At 60.3% G+C, this 23,527-nt stretch carries 26 protein-coding genes and 1 pseudogene; 13 read left to right on the top strand and 14 right to left on the bottom strand.

The annotated features are described in order from the left end of the window. From AWB81_RS44260 to AWB81_RS31285, 6 genes and pseudogenes are all read right to left on the bottom strand, one after another. A pseudogene (locus AWB81_RS44260) lies at positions 1–174 on the bottom strand (IS701 family transposase); the annotation flags it as partial. Between the two features lie 412 nt (positions 175–586). Next, positions 587–1,831: an acyl-CoA dehydrogenase family protein gene (locus AWB81_RS31265; RefSeq protein ID WP_062640908.1), complete on the bottom strand. Its 1,245-nt coding sequence runs from the start codon at positions 1,829–1,831 to the stop codon at positions 587–589. A gap of 65 nt (positions 1,832–1,896) precedes the next feature. Beyond that, complete coding sequence (locus AWB81_RS31270; RefSeq protein ID WP_062640869.1) at positions 1,897–2,661, bottom strand: SDR family oxidoreductase; 765 nt, start codon at positions 2,659–2,661, stop codon at positions 1,897–1,899. A gap of 44 nt (positions 2,662–2,705) precedes the next feature. Further along, positions 2,706–3,722 (bottom strand): phosphotransferase, encoded by a 1,017-nt coding sequence (locus AWB81_RS31275; protein ID WP_062640871.1) that lies wholly within the window; start codon positions 3,720–3,722, stop codon positions 2,706–2,708. A gap of 22 nt (positions 3,723–3,744) precedes the next feature. After that, positions 3,745–4,419: a histidine phosphatase family protein gene (locus AWB81_RS31280; RefSeq protein WP_062640873.1), complete on the bottom strand. Its 675-nt coding sequence runs from the start codon at positions 4,417–4,419 to the stop codon at positions 3,745–3,747. Positions 4,420–4,552: 133 nt separating this feature from the next. Further along, positions 4,553–5,452: a LysR family transcriptional regulator gene (locus AWB81_RS31285; protein WP_062640876.1), complete on the bottom strand. Its 900-nt coding sequence runs from the start codon at positions 5,450–5,452 to the stop codon at positions 4,553–4,555. A gap of 50 nt (positions 5,453–5,502) precedes the next feature. Between AWB81_RS31285 and AWB81_RS44995 the strand changes: the two genes are divergently transcribed. Continuing rightward, positions 5,503–5,736, top strand: coding sequence for a hypothetical protein (locus tag AWB81_RS44995; protein ID WP_144444217.1), 234 nt, complete (start codon positions 5,503–5,505; stop codon positions 5,734–5,736). On the opposite strand, the gene AWB81_RS31290 is transcribed toward AWB81_RS44995, so the two are convergent. Further along, on the bottom strand, positions 5,715–6,599 hold the full coding sequence (locus AWB81_RS31290; RefSeq protein WP_062640910.1) for a LysR family transcriptional regulator: 885 nt from the start codon (positions 6,597–6,599) through the stop codon (positions 5,715–5,717). The genes AWB81_RS44995 and AWB81_RS31290 overlap by 22 nt on opposite strands. A gap of 155 nt (positions 6,600–6,754) precedes the next feature. Between AWB81_RS31290 and AWB81_RS31295 the strand changes: the two genes are divergently transcribed. The 3 genes from AWB81_RS31295 to AWB81_RS31305 all read left to right on the top strand — a co-directional run bounded on the left by AWB81_RS31295 (position 6,755) and on the right by AWB81_RS31305 (position 9,553). Continuing rightward, a complete protein-coding gene (locus AWB81_RS31295; protein ID WP_087135312.1) occupies positions 6,755–7,786 on the top strand; it encodes an NAD(P)H-quinone oxidoreductase in 1,032 nt (343 codons plus the stop codon). Positions 7,787–7,955: 169 nt separating this feature from the next. Further along, positions 7,956–8,288, top strand: a complete 333-nt coding sequence (locus tag AWB81_RS31300) for a hypothetical protein (RefSeq protein WP_062640880.1) — start codon at positions 7,956–7,958, stop codon at positions 8,286–8,288. After that, positions 8,285–9,553, top strand: coding sequence for a TIGR02270 family protein (locus tag AWB81_RS31305; protein ID WP_143753525.1), 1,269 nt, complete (start codon positions 8,285–8,287; stop codon positions 9,551–9,553). The genes AWB81_RS31300 and AWB81_RS31305 overlap by 4 nt, the downstream gene beginning before the upstream one ends. A gap of 290 nt (positions 9,554–9,843) precedes the next feature. Here the strand turns inward: AWB81_RS31305 and AWB81_RS31310 are convergent, their stop codons facing one another. The 6 genes from AWB81_RS31310 to AWB81_RS31335 form a co-directional block, all read right to left on the bottom strand. Further along, entirely contained in the window at positions 9,844–10,971 is a 1,128-nt protein-coding gene (locus AWB81_RS31310; RefSeq protein ID WP_062640884.1) for an aminotransferase class V-fold PLP-dependent enzyme, read from the bottom strand. Positions 10,972–11,600: 629 nt separating this feature from the next. Continuing rightward, positions 11,601–11,960, bottom strand: a complete 360-nt coding sequence (locus AWB81_RS45920) for a hypothetical protein (RefSeq protein ID WP_062640886.1) — start codon at positions 11,958–11,960, stop codon at positions 11,601–11,603. Positions 11,961–12,041: 81 nt separating this feature from the next. Further along, the gene (locus AWB81_RS31325) at positions 12,042–13,004 is read right to left on the bottom strand and encodes an MFS transporter (protein ID WP_235025993.1); all 963 of its coding nucleotides are present in this window, start codon (positions 13,002–13,004) and stop codon (positions 12,042–12,044) included. A 442-nt stretch (positions 13,005–13,446) separates the two neighbouring features. Continuing rightward, positions 13,447–13,593: a hypothetical protein gene (locus AWB81_RS45925; protein WP_235025994.1), complete on the bottom strand. Its 147-nt coding sequence runs from the start codon at positions 13,591–13,593 to the stop codon at positions 13,447–13,449. Between the two features lie 250 nt (positions 13,594–13,843). Continuing rightward, complete coding sequence (locus tag AWB81_RS31330; protein ID WP_062640888.1) at positions 13,844–14,365, bottom strand: SRPBCC family protein; 522 nt, start codon at positions 14,363–14,365, stop codon at positions 13,844–13,846. Beyond that, positions 14,343–14,909, bottom strand: a complete 567-nt coding sequence (locus tag AWB81_RS31335; RefSeq protein WP_235025995.1) for an ArsR/SmtB family transcription factor — start codon at positions 14,907–14,909, stop codon at positions 14,343–14,345. The genes AWB81_RS31330 and AWB81_RS31335 overlap by 23 nt, the downstream gene beginning before the upstream one ends. A gap of 445 nt (positions 14,910–15,354) precedes the next feature. Between AWB81_RS31335 and AWB81_RS31340 the strand changes: the two genes are divergently transcribed. From AWB81_RS31340 to hutG, 7 genes are all read left to right on the top strand, one after another. Next, on the top strand, positions 15,355–16,284 hold the full coding sequence (locus AWB81_RS31340) for a DnaJ C-terminal domain-containing protein (RefSeq protein ID WP_062640892.1): 930 nt from the start codon (positions 15,355–15,357) through the stop codon (positions 16,282–16,284). A gap of 6 nt (positions 16,285–16,290) precedes the next feature. Next, on the top strand, positions 16,291–16,620 hold the full coding sequence (locus AWB81_RS31345) for a chaperone modulator CbpM (RefSeq protein WP_062640894.1): 330 nt from the start codon (positions 16,291–16,293) through the stop codon (positions 16,618–16,620). 765 nt (positions 16,621–17,385) lie between these two features. After that, positions 17,386–18,135 (top strand): IclR family transcriptional regulator, encoded by a 750-nt coding sequence (locus AWB81_RS31355; protein ID WP_062640896.1) that lies wholly within the window; start codon positions 17,386–17,388, stop codon positions 18,133–18,135. Positions 18,136–18,163: 28 nt separating this feature from the next. After that, positions 18,164–18,919, top strand: coding sequence for a transporter substrate-binding domain-containing protein (locus AWB81_RS31360; RefSeq protein WP_062640898.1), 756 nt, complete (start codon positions 18,164–18,166; stop codon positions 18,917–18,919). Positions 18,920–18,937: 18 nt separating this feature from the next. Continuing rightward, positions 18,938–19,606 carry an amino acid ABC transporter permease gene (locus AWB81_RS31365; RefSeq protein ID WP_062640900.1) on the top strand — a complete coding sequence of 223 codons (669 nt, stop codon included), beginning with the start codon at positions 18,938–18,940 and terminating at the stop codon, positions 19,604–19,606. After that, complete coding sequence (locus AWB81_RS31370) at positions 19,603–20,370, top strand: amino acid ABC transporter ATP-binding protein (RefSeq protein ID WP_062640903.1); 768 nt, start codon at positions 19,603–19,605, stop codon at positions 20,368–20,370. The genes AWB81_RS31365 and AWB81_RS31370 overlap by 4 nt, the downstream gene beginning before the upstream one ends. Beyond that, on the top strand, positions 20,367–21,305 hold the full coding sequence (gene hutG / locus AWB81_RS31375; RefSeq protein WP_062640904.1) for a formimidoylglutamase: 939 nt from the start codon (positions 20,367–20,369) through the stop codon (positions 21,303–21,305). The genes AWB81_RS31370 and hutG overlap by 4 nt, the downstream gene beginning before the upstream one ends. 425 nt (positions 21,306–21,730) lie before the next feature. Here hutG and AWB81_RS31380 read toward each other — a convergent pair whose 3' ends face one another. Further along, a complete protein-coding gene (locus AWB81_RS31380) occupies positions 21,731–22,015 on the bottom strand; it encodes a hypothetical protein (protein WP_087135315.1) in 285 nt (94 codons plus the stop codon). 692 nt (positions 22,016–22,707) lie between these two features. Here AWB81_RS31380 and AWB81_RS45000 point away from each other — a divergent pair. Then, on the top strand, positions 22,708–23,121 hold the full coding sequence (locus AWB81_RS45000; protein ID WP_143753526.1) for a hypothetical protein: 414 nt from the start codon (positions 22,708–22,710) through the stop codon (positions 23,119–23,121). 45 nt (positions 23,122–23,166) lie between these two features. After that, on the top strand, positions 23,167–23,527 hold a 361-nt coding region (locus tag AWB81_RS47205), incomplete at its 3' end, for a hypothetical protein (protein WP_235025996.1).

The following is a 23,527-nucleotide window of genomic DNA, read 5'->3' on the forward strand; positions in this document are numbered from 1 at the left end:
GGCTTCGCCGATCCATTCGGCAAGCTGCCAGCCGTTCTTGCGTTCGACCGTACCAAGCAAACCTTTTAGATAGGCTAGCGAACGCTGTCTCGGTTCAGCGCGCCTGAACAGGCCAGCCAGTCTCTCATGCAATTCATCCAGTTCACGTTCCCATGCTTTAGCAATCTCTTTCATAGTCCTATACAAAGTAGTTGTACTAACGTAGTATAGGAAAAAATAACTACGGCTGTAGTGTTAGACTGATAATAGTCAATCCGATTCCCGTGCCCGGAACATGCGCGGCGTTCGCGAGAGCAGGAATGCCGCTCCCGCGGTAGTCGAACAAACCGTTCGCCGCGTCGCAGTTTCCACGGCAGATCGCAAGTTGCCCCCCTTGAGAATGGCCTCGCTACCAGCCGTGAAAGCTGCGCTTTCGTCGTGTCGCATGTGCCCGTTCCATCGGGCCATCTAAAACAGACCCTGGCCGATGCATCCTTAAGCGCTGCTAGATTCGTACCAGCCCCGGGTGCGCCGAATGCCGGAAGGACACACACCGCCGGCTCCAGGGCGCGTGCTGCCACGCGGCCCGTCCCTGGCGGCCTGGCTCTTACATCGACGCCAGCAAGTAGGGATTTTCCTTGCCCGGCTCGTACTGCCGCGCCTTGATTTCCATGCGAGCAATACTCTGCAGGTGAACCTCATCCGGGCCGTCAGCGAACCGCAACGCACGCCCCCATGTCCAGCTATCCGCCAAAGGCGTATCGGGACTCAGCCCCATCGCACCGAACACCTGTATCGCCCGTTCGCACACCGCGGTATGCACACTCGGTACGAGCGCCTTGATCATGGCAATTTCCTTGCGAGCCTCCTTCGCGCCCACGTTGTCAATCATCCACGCGGCTTTCAGAACAAACAGCCTTGCCTGATCAATCTCGATCCGCGATTTCGCTATCGATTGAGCTACCGATCCGAGCTCATGTAGCTTCTTTCCAAATGCCGTGCGGGCCTGGGACCGTTCCACCATCAACTCCAGCGCGAGTTCCGCTGCACCGATCGAGCGCATACAGTGATGAATCCGTCCCGGTCCGAGGCGCGCCTGCGCGAGCGCAAATCCGGCGCCCTCCTCACCGAGAAGATTCGAACGGGGTACGCGTACGCCTTTGAATTCGATCTCGCAGTGTCCTTCCGGCGCCACGTGATTGACTACCTTGACATTCCGGATCACCTTGACGCCCGGTGTATTACGCGGCACCAGGACCATGCTCTGCTGGCGGTGGCTCGGCGCATCCAGGTCTGTTTTTCCCATCACGATGAAAAGCTCGCAATTCGGGTGCGCTGCGTTTGTGATGAACCACTTCCGGCCTTCAATCACATAGTCGTCCCCATCACGACGAATCGACGTCGTAATATTGGTCGCGTCCGAAGAGGCCACAGCCGGTTCGGTCATGGCGAACGCCGAGCGAATCTTGCCGTCGAGGAGGGGCTTGAGCCACTGTTCGCGTTGGCCAGGCGTCGCGAACATATGGAGCAGTTCCATGTTGCCGGTGTCCGGCGCATTGCAGTTGAATACTTCCGACGCCCACGACACTCGCCCCATGATTTCCGCCAGCGGCGCGTACTCGAGATTGGTCAGACGCGTACCGGGTTCGTCATCCCGCAGATGCGGAAGGAAAAGATTCCAGAGCCCTTCTTCGCGCGCCTGTTCCTTCAACGTTTCGATAAAGGAAACCGGATATTGCCCGGCGTTCACTTCCTCATGCCACTGCCGGATACGCGGAACAATGTGCGTATCCATAAAGACACGCACTTGTTTGCGCAGCGCCTCAACCTTCTGGCTATATGCAAAATCCATTTTCTCTTCCTCATCCATAAAGAATATCGTCAGTGCATCGACCGTACCGTGATTCGGCTGGGCCGCTAGATCGTCAGTCCACCGTCAACGACGATGCACTCGCCATTGGTATAGCTTGCGGCATCGGATACCAGATAAAGAACGGTACCTGCCATCTCGCGAGGCTCCGCGTGACGCCGCAGCGGAATTTTGGACATCCAGCTCTCGTATATGGCGCTATCGTCGAACAACGCGCCGGCGAATCGGGTTTTGGTCAAGCCGGGGAGCAGCGCATTCACGCGAATTCCCAGCGGCCCGCACTCTTTCGCAAATGCCCGGGTCATGTTGACAACGGCGGCTTTCGTGATCGAATAGATCCCCTGCTTATCGCCCGGTTGCAGTGCATTCACAGAAGCCGTGTTGACAATCGCACCGCCGCCGCGCTCTCTCATCAACTTGCCAGCCTCCACAGACATGAAGAAGTAACCGCGCAAGTTGACCTCCACTGTCTTTTCGAAAGAGGCCAGATCGGTATCGAGAATGTGGCCGAAATACGGATTCGCCGCCGCGTTGTTGACGAGAATATCCAGACGGCCATGTCGCGCGCAAATATGCTGGAAGATCGCCTGAATATCTTCGAGACGTCCCACATGGCAGGGTTTGGCTTCCGCACTGCCGCCCGCATTTCTGATTTCGCGTGCCGCGACTTCGCAATCTTCTAGATTGCGGCTCGAGACAATCACGTGCGCGCCCTGCTCCGCGAGCAATTTGGCAATCTCTTCGCCAATACCCCGGCTGGCACCGGTAACCAGTGCGACCTTCCCGCTCAAATCAAAATAATTAGTAGTCACAATCTACCTCACTGTGTGTCAGGGTTCCAGTTTTCCGCCTTACGTCAGATCATGTCGACGCCCATCTTCGCCAGCACCTCTGCCATCTCTCCGACCTGCCGCGCCTTGTCATTCGACGCGTTACCGCCCAAGGCCCGCCTCTTGACGCCCTGCGCAATGGCTGCGAGTCGGAAGAAACTGAACGCAAGGTAGAAGTTCCAGTTTTCAATCGACGCGATACCCCGAAGCTGGCAGTACTGCTCGATGATCGCCGCCTCGTCCGGCACCCCCAGCTCGGCCCTGTTCAACCCTTCAAGCCCGGCGATATGACCGTGCGGAGAAAGCCGCAAGCACATGCAGAAGTACGCGAGGTCGGCTAGCGGATTACCGAGCGTGGAGAGTTCCCAGTCGAGCACCGCGCGAACCTGCGGCGAGCCGCGCATGAAAATGAGGTTATCGATACGGAAATCGCCGTGTACGAGCGAAGGCTTGCCGGCTTCGACGGGACAGTTCGCCGGCAGCCACTCGATCAGCGTCTCCATGGCAGCCAGCACGTCGGTCTGCGCCGCACGATACTGCTTGTTCCAGATATCGATCTGACGCGCGAAATAATTTCCGGGGCGACCGTAGTCGGCTAAACCAACAGCCTCGACATCCACGTCATGGAGCGCCGCCATCGTTTTGAGCAAAGCGTCGTAAATGGCGCCGCGCTCCCCGGCCGGCACCTCTGGCAACGCCGGATTCCAGAAGATCTCGCCCTCTTCGAAGCTCATGACGTAAAACATGCTGCCAATGACGTCACGATCCTCGCAAAGGTGATAGGCCCGCGCAACCGGAACTGGTGTCGGGCCGAGTGCCGTGAGCACGCGGTATTCACGATCTACCGCGTGTGCGGATTTGAGCAGCATGCCGGGCGGTTGACGCCGCAGTACATAGCTGCCGCTTTGCGCTTTCAGGAGAAACGTAGGATTCGATTGTCCACCGGCAAATTTCTTGACAAACAACGGCCCCCGAAACGCGGGCACGTGCGCCGTCAGATAACGCGTGAGCGCTTCGACGTCGAATTGAAAGTTAGCGTTCATGGGGTTGCGTATCCGATTCGAATCAACCGTAGGTAATGAATTCGCGCCGCTCGACAGCGTCGAGATGAGGCAGCGAGTTGAAGCTGACTAGCGACATCGCAGTGTCGTTAAAGACGTATTGGCAAACGCTGCTGTTCCGGATCTGCATATTCAGCGCAATTGCGGCACTAGCCGGCGCCTGCAGAATCTGCTGGGCAAACACGGCTATCGGACCTCCGGAACTCACGACCAGAACTCGCTTGCGACCTGCTCGCTGAATGGCGAGACGCGCACGCTCAACACGCGTCTGGAACTGTTGCCACGTTTCAGGAACAGGCCCCGGCAAGCGATCTTCGGACCAGAGTTGTAGCGCCCTCTTGAGGTGCTTGTAAAAGCTCGTCTTCGAACTTTCGGCGGAAGAACACGGCCCAGAACGGTCTTCGCCAAGGGCGGCAAACAAAGCCTGGAAATCGTATTCGTTCAAGCCTGCGTCTTGCACGACCTCCACCTGCAGACCTCGAATCGCTCCAAGAATGGCATCAGCGGTTTGCTCGTGCCGTCGCATCGTGCCGATGACAACCTGATCAAACTCCAGTTTCATCTGCGCGAAGTATTCGCCGAGCCAATGCGATTGCCGACCACCCCAAGGCGATAGCTCGTCATAGTTTTTTGCGCCGAAAGACGCCTGTCCGTGCCGTACCAGGTAGAGTTCCGCCATGCCATCCTCGTCTGAACATAGCTGGAACGATACCGAGGCACGCGTCATTCGGGAAATTTATTGCTGTGATAGCTGACGATACATTTTCGTGATACCAGACAGGGATATTGATGGCCCCGTTGCGGGCGGACGGCTATTGGTTCGCGTCCCGCATGAGACGGCCAACCTGCTCGCGTAGCCAACGATGAGCCGGGTCCCCCGTGACACTTCGGTGCCAGTAGCTATGCGACTCGATATCGGGGAGATCGAACGGTAGCGCCAGGATGCGCGCGTCGTAACGCTTAAGAAGCTTGAGCGGTGCGGTAAGGGCTAGATCGGTGCGCATCGCGATCAACGGGGCGACCAGATAGTGCTGAACCCGGATCTGGATCGAACGCCTGAGACCGAGCTTGTTGAGTTCCGCATCCACCAGACCGGGGCCCTGCCGCCGGCTGGACACGTGGATGTGACCGAAGCCGAGGTAGTCATCGATCGTCAGCTTCCTTTTGGAAAACGGGTGGTCCTGACGCAGCATGCACGCATACTGGTCGCGGCCCAACGGCTCCTGTTCGAGGGACGGGTCGTCAATCAGTGGCGCATCGATCGCAAGGTTGACGGCGCCACTCGCCAATGCTTCGGAGACGTCTCTGCGCGTCGTGAAATAGCTCTCGATGCGCATGCCAGGGGCGAGCCGCTGTAGAACCTCCTCCAGCGCGGGGAGCAGCAACGTCTCGGTCTGGTCGTTCATGCTCAGCCTGAAGGTTCGATCCGACGACGCCGGATCGAATTGTTCTCCGGCATTGGTACTCGATTCGAGCAGTTGTAGCGCATCACGAACACGCCCAATGATGTTTTCAGAAACCGGCGTCGGCACCATCCCGGCCGACGTGCTCACAAAAAGTTGATCGTCGAACGCCTTGCGCATACGCGCCAGTGCATTGCTGACAGCGGGCTGCGTGATGAAGAGCATCTCCGCTGCGCGAGTCAGGTTCCGCGTTCTATACACCGCTTCGAAAACCACAAATAGATTCAGGTCGATCTTGGATAGACGCATTTTCGGATTTCCTGACGCTGCCCGGAGCCCTTCTTGCTGAATGATAGGACGTGCTGCCTGATCTCGTCCTCGGTGGCCTCCTCCGTGCCATCCGCATTGAGGACCAACAGCGTCAGAGGCGTGGACAGTTTCGCCTCACGGTGCGCCACCTGGTGCCGCGCATGGTTGCCCCGATGATGATCAACATGCCCGGTGCCGGTGGCAGGCTGCCGAAGAAAAATTGTAACGCTGCACACAGTCGCTTCCGCGAAGTCGTGCGTGACTATTTTTTGTGGGTGGTATGATTTTCGAACGCGGAGACGATGCCGTCAATCATTGCCGCGATGCGCGCGGTATGCCGAAGGTCTTGATGCGTGACGAGCCAGATTTCGTAGACCGCCCCACGCGCGGGTGCCGGCCATATCTGCACGAGGCCGTCGTGTTCAGCCAAATGTATTGGAAGCTCACCGATGCCGATGCCGGCCTTTACCGCGGTACGCAGCATGAGGCTGGAATTGAAGGTCGATACGATGCGCCCCGCGTGTATCGGTTCGCCAGCAAGAGTCGGCGATCGGATACCGGTCCAGTTTCCCTGATAGAGGACGAGATCGTGGCCCGCGAATGCGGAGCCAGCGGTGGGCTTGCCGTGCTGCTCGAGATAGGCATTCGATGCAAAGAGCGCCATGGGCCAGCGCGCCAGGCGCCGCGCGACAAGATCGGGATTATCCGGCCTGACTGACCGGACCGCGATATCCGCTTCACGCTTTGCCAGATTCAGCATGCGTGTCGACGTGTCCAGCAGGACGCGCACTTCGGGATGCGCAGCATGCAGGCGTTCGATGGCGGAAAGCAGGAATTCGAGCGCGATCGAATCGGTGCTGGTAACTCTTACGTCGCCAGCAAGCCGTGTATCCGTGCCTTGAGTTCGCCTGACGAGTTCGTGGGCGGAGTGTTCCATTTTCTCCGCTGATCTCAGCGCGGCCTCGCCTGCGGCGGTCAACGCGTAACCCTCCGAGGTGCGCAGGAAGAGGGTTGCACGGAGGGCGTGCTCTAGTGCCGCAATCCGTCTGCCGACCGTTGCCTGATCGAGATTAAGCGTCCTGGCCGCTCCACGGAGCGTTTTTTCGCGCTCCACCGCGAGAAACACTCGCGCGTCATCCCAGTTCATCGTGCCGTCCACCTGATGCAAATTTGCATCCCACAGTGGGAATAATGCTGCACTTATTCATCAAAGTCGACACCTATACTGAACCCTGCTTTGGAGTCCTCGTTCAGTGATCTGCCCGGATCAACTGAGCCTCATCTATTGAAGGGGTGTTATCCATGTCTGCATCAACGTACCGTGTGCCGTCGACCATGGCGGCCATTGAGATCAAACAGCCCGGCGGTCCTGAGGTCCTGGTGCCGACTACTCGCCCGGTGCCGATGCGGGCCCCCGATCAGGTTCTGATCCGCATCCACGCGGCTGCTGTGAACGGTCCAGACGTTTTCCAGCGCAAAGGGCTGTATGATCCGCCACCCGGCGCTTCGGACATTCCAGGGCTGGAAGTGGCAGGTCAAGTGGTTGCCGTTGGCTCCGACGTGTCCCAATTCCAGATCGGCGAACTGGTGTGTGCATTGATTCCCGGCGGTGGCTACGCGGAATATGCAGTCGCGCACGCGTGCAACACGATGCATATCCCCAGAGGCCTGACGTTGGTGGAAGCGGGGGCCATGCCCGAAACGTTTATGACGGTATGGCTGAACCTGTTCCAGCGCGGCAAGCTGGCTGCGGGCGAGTCGGTGTTGATCCATGGCGGCGCATCAGGTATCGGCACCACGGCGACCATGCTGGCGAAGGCATTCGGCGCTGCGAAAATCATCACGACAGTTGGCTCGCAGGCACATCGGGAGGCCAGCCTGGCGCTAGGCGCGGACCTCGCGGTGGACTACCGCGAGGAAGATTTCGTCGCCGCAACGAAGCGGTCTACCGATGGAAGAGGCGTCGACGTGATCCTCGACATCATTGCCGGCGACTACGTTTCTAGAAACTATGACGCCGCAGCCATGGACGGACGGATCCTCCAGGTGGGCGTGATCAAGGGGCCGGCGAAGGATCTCAATGTCTTGCCGATGTTGACGAAACGTCTGACACATATGGGCTCAACACTGCGATCGCGCACATCCGCGGACAAGGCGACCATCATCAATGAACTGGAACGGCAGGTCTGGCCGCACATCGAGAGCGGCAATATCAAGCCGGTTGTCTACAAGACCTTTACGCTTGCCGACGCTCGCGGCGCTCACGAGCTGATCGATTCCGGCACGCACTTTGGAAAGATTGTCCTTACGACGGGTGCCGATCTCATTGGCTGAAGCTCGCTTGCCGCCGAAGAGGAGGTGGCGATCCTCTTGCCGGATTCGTGATGGACGTCAAGATTGGGATTGGTAAAGGGCTCCATGCGCCGCCGCTCGGGTTCGCGTCGTGCAACCCGTCGGCTATTGAGATTCGGAACCGGCGTTCCGGATAGGCGCCGTCGCCGCGTTGCGCGCGGCGGCGTCGGCGGCGGGCCTCGCAGAAGCGGCCATCGACTGGGTCGTCTCGAACGGCAACGGCGAGCGCTATGCGTCGTGGGAAGCGCTCCTGGCGCGGGCGCGGTATTACCGGACGCGGCGCGAGAGGCTGATCGTGCATTACCCGGCGCTGTCGGTCGGCGAGATCGGCGCGGCGAGCGGCCCGCTCGCGCTGCTGATGAGCGCGCACGGTTTCGCGCGCGGCTACCGGGCGGGTAGCATCGCGATGATCGAACTCGCGTCGGAAGGCGCGGGGCGCGCGGCGTGCGTCGTGCGCGCGGCGCGGCGGCGGGACGGATCATGAGCGAAGTCATCGACGATCTCGTGAGCCGCTACGCCGAAGACGCCGCATTTCTCTGGCTGCTGCGGCGCCGCGCGGCCGACGCGCCCGATTACGCGCTCGCCGATCTCGCCGAGGCCGACGAGCGGCTCGCCGCGCATCTCGAAGCGTTGCAGGTGTCGGGCGCAGCCGCGTGGCATCACTGCATGGAAGAGCTTGCGAACGGAACGCATGGAGCGGCGTTCGTCGCGGCCGTGCTCGCGCTCGAAGGCTGCGACGCGCGGTGGCTCGAAACGGTCCTGGCCACCGTGGAAGCGGCGCCGGACGAGATCGGCAGCGTCGTGTCGGCATTCGGCTGGGTCGATCCGTGTTGTCTTCGCTCGGTGGTCGCAGAAATGCTCATGTCGCGCTCGGCGGTGCGCCAGGAAGTCGCCCTCGCCGCGTGCGCGATGCACGGCCGGGACCCGGGGCTGGCCTCGGGCTGGCTCGCGGCGACGTCGGCGGCCGTGCGCGCGCGGGCCTGGCGCGTGGCGGGGCAGCTCGGCAAGACCAGCCGCCTCGACGATGTACGCGCTGCGCTGGCGAATCCGGGTCCCGCATCCGCCGCCGATCCCGAATGCCGGTTCTGGGCCGCGTGGTCGGCCGTCCTGCTCGGCACGCGCGGCGCGGAGACGGACGCGCTGTTCGACGCGGCGCTCGTCCTGGACTCGCGCAGGGCGCGTGGACTCACGCTTGCGTTGCAGGCGATGGGCCCGAAGCACGGCACCGATGCGCTGAAGCGTCTGCCCGCTGATACACGGCATGAGCGCACGCTCGTCGAGGCGAGCGGCATCGTCGGATTGCCGGACAACGTGCCGTGGATGATCGCCCACATGCGGGATGCGCGGTTCGCGCGCATCGCCGGCGAGGCGTTCGGCCTCGTGACCGGTGTGGATCTCGTCCAGTCGAAGCTGGAAGGCGCGCGTCCGGCGGAGTTCTTGTCGGGTCCGAACGACGATCCCGGCGATGACGATGTCGCCATGGACAGTGACGACGGCCTTCCATGGCCGGATGTGGAGCGCATCGAACGGTGGTGGCATGACAACAGCGGACGCTTTCGACGGGCAACGCGCTACTTCATGGGCGGGCTTGTCGCGCGGGAGCATTGCCTTGCCGTTCTCGGCGAAGGCAGGCAACGTCAGCGTGCGCTGGCGGCGAACTATCTCTGTCTGCTCGCGCCGGGCACGCCGCTATTCGAGACGCGGGCGTGTGCGCGCCTTCAGCAAAAAGCGCTCGCAGCACGACAGTGAAGCTGCGTGAAGGGGTGATTCGCGCCTGTGATCCGCTCGAACTGGCTGTCCCGGGCCGGTTAGACCGCTCAGGGGTCGAATGCGCTCGTCGATCGCCAAGGGTGGCTACCGTCCGACGCGACCGCGGTATGACCGGCCGATCCAGTTCGTTGAACGGCCGTCTCAGCGCCGGCCAACGACCGTCGGCTGTGGCCGCGAATTGTTCGCGTGGCCTGTTGGGCAGGTTCCGGCGTCTTCCTGCCGATGCGGTTGCAAGGGCAAGCCATGCGCACATGCTGCGGAAAACCGCTCTAACGAATACTGTCCAACGCCTTGGCGAGCCTCGCAACCGCGCCTTCGACGTCATGCAGTTTGTCCAGGCCGAATAATCCGATGCGGAAGGTCTTGAAATCTTCAGGCTCGTCGCATTGAAGGGGAACGCCGGGCGCGATCTGCAAGCCGGCGTTGGCGAATTTCTTCCCGGATCGTATGTCGTCGTCGTCCGTGTAGCTGACCACGACGCCCGGAGCCTGAAAACCTTCAGCCGCCACGCTTTTGAAGCCTGCGCCAATCAAGAGCGAGCGAATGCGCTTGCCGAGTTCAAGCTGCTCCGCTCTCACTTTGTCGAAGCCGTATGACTCGGTTTCCTTCATGACGTCACGCAGCGTCGCGAGACTGTCTGTCGGCATCGTGGCGTGGTACGCGAACCCGCCGTTCTCGTAGGCTTCCATGATCTGCAGCCATTTGCGAAGATCGCAGGCGAAACTGGTGCTAGTTGTTGAGTCGATTCTTTCGCGGGCGAGAGGGCTCAGCATGACCAGAGCGCAGCAGGGTGACGCGCTCCATCCCTTTTGCGGTGCGCTGATCAGGACATCGATGCCACTGGCCTGCATATCCACCCAGATCGTACCGGAGGCGATGCAATCCAGTACAAACATGCCACCGACCGCATGAACGGCGTCAGACACCGCGCGCAAATAGTCATCAGGCAGCATCATTCCTGATGCGGTTTCGACATGCGGCGCAAAGACCAGATCCGGCTTGTTTTCCTTGATCGCAGCGACCACTTCTTCGATCGGAGCCGGTGCATATGCGGCCTGCCTTCCTTGTTCGACCGGTCGCGCCTTCAAGACTATCGATTCAGACGGAATGCTGCCCATGTCGAAAATCTGCGACCAGCGGAAACTGAACCAGCCATTGCGGATGACCAGACACTTCCTGTTCGTCGCGAACTGCCGGGCAACGGCTTCCATACCGAAAGTCCCACTGCCTGGGACGACAACGGCCGACTTCGCGTTGTAGACTTTTTTCAGGGCGGCGGAAATATCGCGCAAGACTCCCTGAAAGAGCCGCGACATATGATTGATTGATCGGTCGGTGTATACGACTGAATATTCGAGGAGTCCCTCGCGGTCGACATTGGGAAGTAATCCTGGCACGGTCGCCTCCGGTAATAGACGAATAAACGAATCGAAATCAGATTCTAACGAAAGCCACCGGCCGGGACGCCCTGGTTACCCAACCAGCGCGCTTCGGCATGGACCAGCCGTCGAGTCACGCCGGTTGGGAATGCTCCAGTGGCAGCAATCGGCACGATTGTGAGCCTTCATCCTGCGAAGCCGTCACTCGGATGACTGGAGTGCATCGGAGACCCGCCCGATCAGCGCCGAGTACAGTTCGGCCTTTGCGGACGGTCGCACATCGGAGTTCGGGCGGCCGCAACCTGTTGATCAATAGTCATCACCTCCTCCTCGGTCGTGAACGTCCGGCTCTGACTTCGGCGGATAGGTACTTTCGGTCGATATGGAATGGACACCGCCCTCCCTCCGGGCAAGTGGGCACGATAGAGGTGCCCCCAGAACCGAACGGCGTCGATGTGCAAAAGTGGAGTTGCGACACAACCACTTGAACGGGGACCCAAATGAATCCTACGACATGCGGTCTGGATGTTGCAAAGCGGATTTTCCAGATGTACTGGGTTGACGCCCAAACGGGCGCGATTTTGAATCGGAGGGAATCCGGTGCGGATCAACAAAAAGTACATTTCCCGCGCTGCACCAAGACGTTTTCAACGCGGTCGCACCAACGTGAAAGCCGCGAGGCTGTGCGCCGTCACGGTAGCGTGTGAGAGGTTCGGGGACATCAAAGAAATCGCGAGGCAGGCCGCGAAAATCCGATCCGACGCGGGCAGCCTACATCCGATAAAAACGCGTCGCAGGCACGGAGGAACTGGCGGATAGACGCACCATGTGCCGTCGTCATGACGGAAGAACACGATAGCAAATTTCGTCGAGGAACGCATGACGTCGATACGAACGACGCACCACGGCGTCTTCCGCGAACGCGCGGCTCGGCTGACGTGGATGTCGTCAACCTGTCCCAGCCAGTCATGCATGAGGAGCCGAAGCGACGTCGTGCGCTTGCTCATGAGCAGTCCCCGCCAAAAATCATAAAACCAAGGATTTCGTTCAAGACATCAATGAAACGACACTGCCACCCTTCTTAAACATCAATGCAGCGCATCGCGCCTTGCGAGCGATCTGAAAAGGCGACTCCATGCGACGCTGACCAGGATCGTCGCGAAGCCGCCAACGACGACCGAGCCCATGACACCCACCGCTGTCGCGCTCACGCCGGACTCAAATTCCCCGAGTTGGTTGCTCGCACCAATGAACAGGGTATTCACCGCAGCCACGCGTCCCCGCATGCGATCGGGCGCTTCGAGTTGAATCAGGGTTTGCCGTACGATCACGCTGATCGTGTCCGCGCCCCCCGATATCGCCAGCAAGAACAGCGACACCGGAAACCATCGAGAAAGTCCCAACCCGACAATGGACAGGCCATATATCGCCACCGCGATCAAAAGCTTTCTGCCTACACCGCTGACGGTGGCCCGTCGGGCGAGCAGCCCGACGCACAACGCTCCCACTGCCGGGGCGGAGCGAAGCAATCCCAGTCCTTGTGGTCCGACATGCAGAATTTGTCTTGCATAGACGGGCAACAGTGCGGTTGCGCCTCCGAACAGGACGGCGAAGAGATCGAGCGAGATGGCGCCGAGCAGCAGAGGATTGCTCCAGATAAAGCGCAAGCCCGCGAGAATCGTATCGGCGGTGACAGGTTCACGCGGCGGCGGCGTATAGTCGTAGCGAACGAACGCGTACATCACTGCGCTGACAGTGAAGAGCACCGCGCTGGTCAGATACACCGTGACCACGCTGACAGTAAACAAAATGCCCCCTAACGCGGGTCCGGCGATCACGAATATTTGCTGAACCACTGTGCTGAGCGCCATCGATCGTGCTAGAAGCTTTGGCGAAACGAGCATGGGCAAGAGAGCCTGCTGCCCGGCCATCTGGAACGGCCTGATCGCGCCGAGCGCAAGAGAGAGCGCAAGCAGCGCGTCTCGCGTGACGCTGTGAGTGGCAGTGCAGATCGAAGCAGCGTCGCAGCAACAGCTTGCAGTGTGAGACACGCGGCCACCATTCGTCCGCGATGCAACCGGTCAGCGCAATGACCCGCGATGAGCGTTGTAGCAAGACCCGGGACGAACTGAAAAAGTCCGACAAGCCCGAGATCCCATACGCTCGATGTGAGGTCGTACATATGCCAGCTGATCGCCAGCATCAGCATTTGCTGAGCGGTAATGGAACCGATGCGTGCGATCAGAAAGCGCGTAAGCGGTGAGGCAATCCGCCTCGTTGCTCATCAAGAGCAGTGCCATTATTTTCACAACCAAGAACATCAATCGCTGCTGGGAAGTCTAGCGATTCGACGCAACGCAAGCGTCGCACTGAGGCCGTCATTGAAGCCGATCGCAGCATCGATAAGCACCTCTACCGGCAACGCTAGCAGTTCCTGCAGCTCTTGACACGAGTGCATCGGGGAGCGAACCGGCCGTGGCAATCCACACGCATTCATGGCGCGACGTTCCAGACCTGCGCGGCGGTGTGCCACTTGCCATCCTTACCGAGAACCATGACCTTCATTCCCACGGCCTTCCTGTCCTGGTGCTTGCCGTCCTTGTCGGCCGCCGCCGACCAGGTCACCACCTCGTACAACATACTGTCGTGGCGTTGCGCTTCGACGACCTGAAGTTTGTGATCGTGCGCACATGCCTCAAAGAAGCCCTTATATAGACTCTGGATTGCTTCTCATCCCTGGACATATCTTCCGTTGCCAGGCGAAACAGTGCCCGAACAGTGGCATGGTCTTGTTGACATGCGGCACCTAGTGCCGCTCTTGGACTGAGCGTCGCCAGCGCCGCGCCGCCTCTCATCGAACGGCTAGGAGTGTCCCGCGAGATCGACGAGTTCAGGTCCGTTCCGCGCCCGCGCCGCGGGCAAACAGGAATTCGTCTAGCTGCTCGAACGTCTCGGGCATCGCCTCGTCCATTCCCTCGATGGCGACGTCGAGCGCTTCCTTCGACGGATAGAGCTCGCGCATCACTAGCAGCGTCTTGCCATCCTTCTCTTCGAACGTCACCGTGGTGACGGCACCTTCCTCGCTTTCCTCGTTGGTCCAGACGAGGCGGGCATTCGGCACTACTTCGAGGTACCTGCCGAAGAACGCCATGGGCGCCGCGGCCTTGGGGTGAGCGAACTCCAGGCGGTAGCTGCCGCCGACACGGACATCCTGTTCGCATGAAAGCAGGGTCGCGCCGCTCGACTTCGGCACCCACCACTGCTTGAACAACTCGGGCGTGGTCCACGCTTCGAACACGAGCCGCGCCGGGGCGTCGAAGGTTCGCGTGATGACCAGCTCGCGCCCGGACTTCCGTTCCGACGTCGTGCGGTTGCTGTTGCGGGCCGGCTCATTCTCTCTTCTTGCGACCATCAAGTTTCTCCTTGCGTTTAAGTTCCTCGATGACCGTGTCCAGCGCGTCGAAGCGCGCGGCCCACAGCTGGCGGTAGTTCTCGATCCAGGCCAACTCTTCCTCGAGACGGCGCGAGCCAAGCTTGCAGGTCCGCACGCGTCCCACCTTCTCCGTGGTGACGAGCTCCGCCTGCTCCAGTACGCCGATATGCTTCCTCATGCCGGTCAGGGTCATGTGGAATCGCTCGGCGAGGTCCGTGACGGACGCGTCGGCGCGCATCAACTGCTCCAGCACGCCGCGTCGGGTGGGGTCCGACAGCGCGGCGAACGAGGCGTCAATTCGAGTCTTTTGAGAATACTGAGCCATTTGGTTCAGTATTGCATGCCTATCGACGGCAGGCAAGGGGAAGCAGCGCTTGCGCGCGCTGCTCGACCAGTGCAACGGAAGGTTGACGAGGCGACCGGCCCGGCGGCCTCGCGTAGTAAGACGGCGAACTCTTATCCGGCAAGGACTTGCCATGAAGGCCAGCGCGCGCAACCGGTACGTCGGCACGATCAAGGACATCGAGAGCGGTCCCTGGTCACCACCGTGACCATCGAAATCGCGGGCGGAGTGTCCTCGCCGCACCGCTGATCGAGCGCCTCGATGGCAGCTTTCCGGCGCCTAAGGGCGTGGATGAGGGTAAGGGGTTGGGAGTGTGAGTTCGCTGGTGCAGGAAGCCGCCCGCAGGGTGCTCGATCGCGCCTCTGCCAGCAATCCGCCACATTTCCGACGTAAAACCCAGCTCGCCCCAATTTCGGCTATGGCCGGTAACGCAACGTTCACAATCGTGAATCGAATGTCCGCTACATGAGTGGAAGCGTCGTCTCAATGTCCGAAAGCTGCGGGGCCCGCCTATCGCCATAAACGCGCGCCCATCCACATCCTTGTATATTGGTGAGACAACCCGGCGCCCAGACCACCGGCCGCGCCGCTACCCTGGGTCGATTCATCGGACGATACGGGAACCATGAAATACAAGGACTATTACGCCGTCATGGGCGTTCCGCGAACGGCGACCGGAGCGGAGATCAAGACCGCTCATCGCAAGCTCGCGCGCAAGTTCCATCCGGACCTGAACAAGCACACCGACGCCGAAGCGCGCTTCAAGGAAGTCGGCGAGGCCTATCAGGTTCTCAAGGATCCGGAAAAACGAGCCGCATTCGATGCGCTCGGCACCGGCCTCAAAGACGGTGATGAAATCCGGCCACGCCCGGATGTCGGGGACGGTTTCGAATATCGCGGCAGCGGCGGCCCACAGGACGTCGACGATTTTTTCAGCGACCTGTTCGGTGCCCGCGCGAGACACGCGTCCCGTCCGCGCGCGCCGGAATGGCCAGGCGAAGATCATCACGCGAGGGTTTCCGTCAGCCTCGAGGACACGTACACCGGCGCGCAGCGGACCTTCACGCTGCAAATGCCCGTCATCGACGACCAGGGGCACGTGAGCTATGAGACGCGCACGCTCGATGTATCGATACCGAAGGGCATCCTCGATGGTCAGCGGTTGCGACTCGCGGGCCAGGGAGGCGCCGGCATCGGCAACGCTCCGCGCGGCGACCTGTATCTGGAGGTCACCCTCGACGAACACAAGCGCTACCGCGTCGCGGGCCGCGACGTGACGACAGACCTTCCCCTCGCGCCGTGGGAAGCTGCGCTCGGCGCCGAAGTCATCGTGCCCACTCCTTCGGGGCAAGTAACCGTAACCGTCCCGGCCGGTTCCGCAGCGGGCCGGCGCTTGAGGCTCAGGGGCCGGGGAATTCCCGGCAACCCGCCCGGTGATTTCTACGTCATGCTTGCGATCGTGCTGCCACCCGCTGACACCGACGCAAAAAAAGCCGCCTACAACGCGATGCGCGAGGCGTTCGACTTCGATCCGCGCGGGCATTTTTATGGGTGATCCATCATGAACGAAAACGAGTCGGTTTATCTCCAGGGCGATATCGTCGAGGAACACGTCGAGTTCACGCTGATAGAACTGTGCCGCATCACGGGTGCATCGAGCGATGATCTGGCCCGGTGGGTCGAAGAAGGCGCATTTGAACCGCAGGGCGCGCGCGTCGAGGAATGGCGATTCAGCGGTACTTGCCTGCGCCGAGCCATCACCGCCCAACGACTCACGACTGATCTGGAACTGAACGCACCGGGCGTAGCGCTCGCGCTCGATCTGCTCGACCAAATCGACGCGTTGCGCACTCGTCTCGCTCGCTACGGCGATCGCGGCGACACGTCGTGAGACGCTTCGCCTTGAAGCGCGTGTGCTCGATTCCTCGAGACGCGTGACGAAAGCAAGACACGGCGCGACGACGGCGACTATTCAGCGGGACATGCTGGTTAAGCCGCAGTCGCAAGTTCCGCACTTGTCGCTGGTGATCGGTTCGGCAGGACACTCATCGTGGGTCGCTTCGAATCAGGTGGGAAGACGCACCACGAACCGTCGTCGTGTCGAAAGAAAATGATCGCAATCGCGCCAGCCGGTGGAGTGGTCTCCACGCACACGGAACGCCACGGCTTTTGCCGTGATTGGCTGAACCGCGTGACTCGGGCGCTACCCATCAAATCCTGGCCAAGCCACTTTCCAACCACGACGCTCAACGACCTTTCCCGGATACTCATTTGCTCCTCCAAGCATTTAAACGTCCGATGCGAATCGCGCCGTACAACTTGCTCCGGGCGGCGATCGATCACGCCGCTCAACCACTGACACGCTACTGCGCTTCGCTTAGGGAACTGAATTCAGGATAGCGCCAAAATATATTCGTGTCGACATTATTTATTTATCGCAATCCAACGAGCAATTGCACTTCACCACGTCGTGGCTTTTGAAAAGTGATGCCTCATTCAGGTCGACTCGTTCCCTGCCTCGATTCCCGCTGGTACCCAATCGGCCCTTTTCCGGGAAAACCCTGCGCCTCAATTCCCACTGAATGGGAAAACTGTTTTTGATTAGTGAGAAACTTCTGGCATTCTTTTCGGATGCTAATGGCTTCGGTGTCTCTTCTTGAACCACGATCAATCCGTAACGGGCGTAGAGCGAGTCCTTCTCGTACTGGCTGCACTTTCCAGTCATGGTCAAGCCATGTCCGCGAAGGATCTGCTTGCCGTTACTGGACTGGCGCAGAGCACGCTTTACAGGCAGATCGCGCTGCTCAAGCGCTGGGGTTTCGTCGCCGAGCATGCGGGCTACTACGCGCCGGGGCCCATCAGCCTTCAGCTCGCACATGGGTTCGATGTCAATTCGCTGCTCGTCGAAGCGAGCCGCAGTGAAATGCAAAAGCTCGCGCGCGTCTCTCAGGAGAGCGTGGGGCTTGTCGTCGCGGTCAAGAATCAAGTGATGTGCGTCGAAATGTTCGACAGCGAGCATTCGCTGCGCTGCTCGTTCGAACGCGGACGAGCCGTGCCGTTGAAGGCCGGGGCGTCGGCGAAGTCGTTATTGGCCTTCATGACCGACAAGGCACGCGCCGAGGTCCTGAACAGTGTGTTCGACGGTGATCCCGCCGGCCGCGCAGCCATCGACGCCGAGTTGAGCCAGATCCGGGCGCAAGGTTATGCCGTGAGCGACAGCGAAGTCGATCCCGGGGTGTGGGGCGTCAGCGCCCCGATTTTCCATCGCATGGGCCGTGCGTCGAGCAGTGGCGCGTCGATCACGCTGATGGCACCGTCGACTCGCGCCGTCGGACGCGAGAGCCAGTTCATCGACGCCACCGCGCGCGCCGCACGAGCGATTTCCGAGCGCATGCAAACCGACTGATCCGTTTATTCCTGAAAGGACACTGGATATGAAACTGCAACGACTGTTTTCTCTCGCATGCATCGCGCTTGCCTCGACCTTCGCGGTGCTGCCCGGTAGCGTGTGTGCGCAAACCCCGGACGTGGTGCGGGTCGCGACCGATGCCACTTTCCCGCCGATGGAGTTCACCGAAAACGGCGCGCGCACCGGTTTTGACGTCGACATGATGAATGCGCTCGTCAAGGCGATGGGCAAGCGGGTCGAATGGACCGACATCGACTTCAAGGGGCTCATTCCGGGCCTGATCGCGCATCGCTTCGATGCTGCCATCTCCGGGATCTACATCACCGATGAGCGCAGCAAGGTGGTCGATTTCACCGAGCCGTACTTTGCCGGAGGGCTCGTCGCACTCGTCAAGAGCAGCTCGCCAATCAAGACGGTGACCGATCTCAACGGCAAGAAAGTGTCCGTGCAGGTCGGCACGAAGTCGGTGAACTTCCTGCGCGACAACTTCCCGCAGATCACACGCGTCGAAGTCGAAAAGAATCAGGAAATGTTCGATCTCGTCGGGATCGGCCGCGCCGATGCAGCGGTCACGGGCAAACCCGCTGCCTTGCAACTGGCGAAGACGCGTCCCGGCTTCCGCGTGCTCGATAAACAACTGACCACCGAAGCCTACGGGATTGCCGTGCGCAAAGACGAACCCGAACTGAAGGCCGCGTTCAACGCCGCGCTCGTGAAGATCAAGGCGGACGGCACGTATGCGTCGATCGTCCGCAAGTGGTTCGGCGCCAACCCGCAATAAACGGACTCAGCCAGAAAAATGGAACTTGACTTCGCGCCGGTCGTGGCCGGCTGGACAGACATTGCTCACGGCGCGGTGGTGACGGTGGAGGTGACCGCCGCTGCACTCGCGCTGAGTTGCGTGCTCGGCTTGCTGATCGGCATCGGCAGGCTCACGCCGCAGCGACGTATCGTCTACGGATTTTGCACCGCCTATCTGACCTTCTTCCGCGGCACGCCGTTGCTCGTGCAGTTGTTTCTGCTGTTCTTTGGCTTGCCGCAGTTCAACATTCTGCTGCCTGCCTTCGTATGCGGCATGCTTGGGCTGGGACTGTACTCGGCGGCATATGTTTCCGAGATCGTGCGCGGTGCGATCCAGTCTGTCGATCGCGGTCAGATGGAGGCCGCGCGTTCGATCGGCATGTCGTCGGGACAGGCCATGCGGGCCGTGATCCTGCCGCAGGCGATCGTGCGGATGATTCCGCCGCTCGGCAACGAGTTCATCGCGCTGATCAAGAATTCGGCGCTGGTCTCGCTGTTGACGATCGACGACCTGATGCACGAAGGACAGAAGATCATCAGCGTCTCGTACCGGTCGCTCGAGGTGTACCTGGCGATTGCGCTGGTGTATCTCGTATTGACCCAGGCGACGAATTACGCGCTGCATCGCGTCGAACGTCGTCTGCGTGCAGGAGGCATGGTGCAATGACCGACACGACTCAACCCATCGTCCAGATTCGCGGACTCACCAAATCGTTCGGCTCGCATGTCGTGTTGAACGGCATCGACTTCGACATTCAGCCGCAGCAGGTCGTCGTCGTGATCGGGCCGAGCGGCTCGGGCAAGAGCACATTCCTGCGCTGCTGCAACGGCCTGGAGCAAGCGGAAGGCGGCACGATCGATATTTGCGGCCATCGCCTGGTGGATCACGGCGCGATGCTCAAGGAACGTCCGCTCAACTCGCTGCGAACGGAAGTCGGCATGGTGTTCCAGTCGTTCAATCTGTTCCCTCATCTTTCCGTGCTGCATAACATCACCGTCGGTCCGCGCATGCTGCGAGGCACGCCGAAGGCCGAGGCCGAAGCGCAGGCTCTTGCGTTGCTGGAAAAGGTGGGGCTCGCGCACAAGGCTTCTGTGATGCCGGCGAGCCTGTCGGGCGGGCAGAAGCAGCGTGTTGCCATCGCCCGCGCGCTTGCGATGCAACCGCGCGTGATGCTGTTCGACGAACCGACCTCTGCACTAGACCCGGAACTCGTCGGCGAAGTGCTTCAGGTGATGAAGCTGCTTGCGAGCGAAGGCATGACGATGGTGGTGGTGACGCACGAAATGGGCTTTGCCAAGGAAGTCGCCGATGTAGTCGTCGTCATGGATGGCGGCGTGATCGTCGAGGCCGGGCCGCCGTCGATGATTTTCTCGGCGCCATCTCAACCGCGCACGCGCGCATTTCTGCAGGCGGTATTGTCGCGTTCATGAGAGTTCTATTTGACCAGAACGTATGGCACGGCCGGTCCGACAGCCGGGAGCCCGGCGACACCCGGCGAGTGTTCAACCAGATTCTTCCTTTCGCGAACGGCGCGCGAGTCGACGAAGCGCCCGTCATCATCGGCTTCTGTTCCGATGAGGGCGTGCGTCGCAACCAGGGCCGGGTCGGTGCGGAGCACGGCCCGAAGCAATTGCGAGCCGCGCTCGCGGGCTTCCCGGCGAAGGCATCGGTGCCAGTATTCGATGCGGGCGACGTGGTCTGCGAAGACGGAAACCTCGAAGCGGCGCAAGTCGCCTTGGGACGCATCGTAAGCGACGTCCTCGCGTGCGGCGGACGGCCGATCGTGTTCGGCGGCGGCCATGAAGTGGCATGGGCAACCTACAGCGGACTTCGCGAGCACCTGGGCACCACGAACGAGCGCCGCCTCATGATTCTGAACTTCGATGCGCATTTCGATTTGCGCCAGTCGCGCCCGGCGAGCTCGGGCACGCCGTTCGATCAGATCGCCTGCGATTGCGCCGCGCGCGGCATCCCGTTCGACTATGTGTGTTTCGGCGTCAGCGACCTGGCGAACACGGCGGCGCTCTTCGAGCGTGCGAGCGAACTCGGCGTGCGTTACGTGCTCGACGCGGATATGCAGGAATCTCAACTCGCGAAACGGCTGGACGAACTGGAGCGCATGATCGACGCGGTGGACGACGTTTATCTGACCATCGATCTGGACGTGCTTCCTGGCGCGGCGGCCCCCGGCGTGTCAGCGCCCGCCGTGCTGGGCGTGCCGCTGTCCGTGGTGGAAGCGATGGTGAGGCGCGTGCGCGCCTCGGGAAAACTGCGTGCCGCTGATCTTGCCGAACTCAACCCCGCCTTCGATCAGGACAGACGCACTGCTCTTGCCGCGGCACGGCTCGCGCATCGTTTGTTATAGAGCGCAGTTCACCTCGCCGCTGCCGACGATTTGCGCCTACAGGAGATGCTAAATCGCACTTAGCACGAGTCGTTCAAGGAGCTAAGAAACACCGGGCGGCTTCGAAAGCGAGGTGCAACACTTGTCTCGTATAAGCTGTGGCAATGCCCGACAAAACTTCGTACGGGCAGCTTCAGCCTGAAGAACGCCTCGCAATAGCAAGCCTACGACCGCAGGATGTGAGCACCAAGAGCCGTGGCCCTGATATTCGCGCGCTCGCCAGCCACCATCATTCGTGAACAGACACAAAATAGCTCAGTCACTGGCTATGCTTCAGTGCCGGCTGCAGCGCTGAGAAGCGATCGCCGCAGTGCGGGCCGCATAATGGGCCGATTCGAGGCTGTCGTGCTCGAAAATCCGCGGTGATCAGGCAGTAGCGGCATGTTTTAATTACATCCTTGATTGTTGGCGGTCTTAACGCATGTTTTGCCGCTTGAACTTTTGTACACGCCCTTGCCGTTCTTGGTCTTTGCCTCCCCACCCTTGCTGGTCTGCGTTGTGCTTACACCAGCCGAATTTTTATCGGATTTCCAGGCGCTGCCGCTGTTGGCGTTGTAGCCACCTGCTTCCTGACCGTTGTTGCAAGCCGTGCGGCCTGTGGCCGTTGTCCTGCAATCCGCGATGGCATTTGAAGACAACCCCACGCATATCAGTATCAAAAGAATTTTCATGGGTGCCTCCCGGAAGATGATCGACAAGAGACCTTTGCATTGGTCTCGTGCGCAGTATTAATGGTAGTCCATCGCCAGGGATTCGTTGGGAGATTGCGACGCGCATTTGTACTCGGCTGCTTAACCATTTTCACGCGCGCTGACGCAGCGGCACTCGTGGCCGCTTCCAATGCGAAGACTTCCGCGAACGAAGTAGCGCCAATCGTTCTCATGGTCGACGACGACGTTGCAGTGTAGCGACGCTCGGATCGACTCCGAAAGTCACCACCTGATCCAGGCGCGATCTTGTGCGCCCTAGTTCCGACACGATTGTCGTCGCGCAGAAGCGACCAGACGACCTATAGTTGAGACTCCCTACCACCCCGGGTTTCGTAGGCAATCGAAGAAGTATGTGGACGTGATGAACGCGTCGGGAATCGATCAGGTCGACTCGCGCCGACACTCGCACTACCGCAAATCGCCAGTCTGAGAGGCAGGCGGCCGCGATGGCAAGACTCAACGACAGGAGTGGAGCAGTCGCATCCCGGACGCGGTGGTTGTCAATGCTATCTAAGTCGTCGTGATCGAGACGCTGGTTTGCGGCTGTCCTCACGGTTTGCATGCAGTATGCTTGAACGGTCGAGGATCCGACGACCAAGCCGACGCGTACGGTGCCGACCGGCACAATAACAACTGAACAAAGGAGAAGTTTAATGACGGAACTGGCCGTAGCGATATTAGCGGGACTCGGCGCATATCTTGGTAGTGTCTACGCATTATCAAAACGACATTCGGGACCGACGGCACCGGATGCAACTGCACAGGCATACCGGGACGCAATCGACGCACTGGTAGGTCTTCGTCGCGCGTATTTGAGTGTGCACAGCGGCATGAACAGCAGCGAGCCGATCGCGAACGATATCAAGATCGGCGTCGATCGCGCCTACGAACGTGTCGACAGCATCAAGGCGAGCACCGTCTTCCTGCTCTCGCAGGCAGACTTCGAAGCGATTGATGTGGCGCTAGAGGCGTTCGACGCAGGCGACTCGCAATTGTGGTTTGAGGCGGCTGACAAGGCGATCGAGGTGTTACAGAGGTCAGCCTTTCGGCTGTTCCCATCTCGCTAACGCGACCGGCACAGGACCGAGCGCGGCCGCTCGACTGTAGCTCGCGTGCTGCACACTGGGCGGCGCAGTAGTAAATGGCACAAATTCTACGACCTTGTTCGCCTCGCGAAAATCGCTATTCGAACGCAGATACGATCGACGTTCACGCTGAGTGATCGTCGACCCGAACCACCACTATTATTACGCGGTTTCAACTTCTCCCGATTCGAAGCCCGTGGCATTCATCGTGCCCTGATCCCTGATCATCGCGTTCATCTCTCTTGCGCCGTTACGCACCGCCGCTTAAAAAATACTGTCTTGTGCGGCGCCTCCGGTTTTTTTGGACACAGATTTGGGGTAAAAGTGTGTCTGGAAACGGAGTTGAACATGCTGAAGAAGTCGAATGTCACTGAGGTTGTGCCGGGGG

It is taken from the genome of Caballeronia arationis, from assembly GCF_001544975.2.
In the GTDB taxonomy this organism is placed as follows: domain Bacteria; phylum Pseudomonadota; class Gammaproteobacteria; order Burkholderiales; family Burkholderiaceae; genus Caballeronia; species Caballeronia arationis.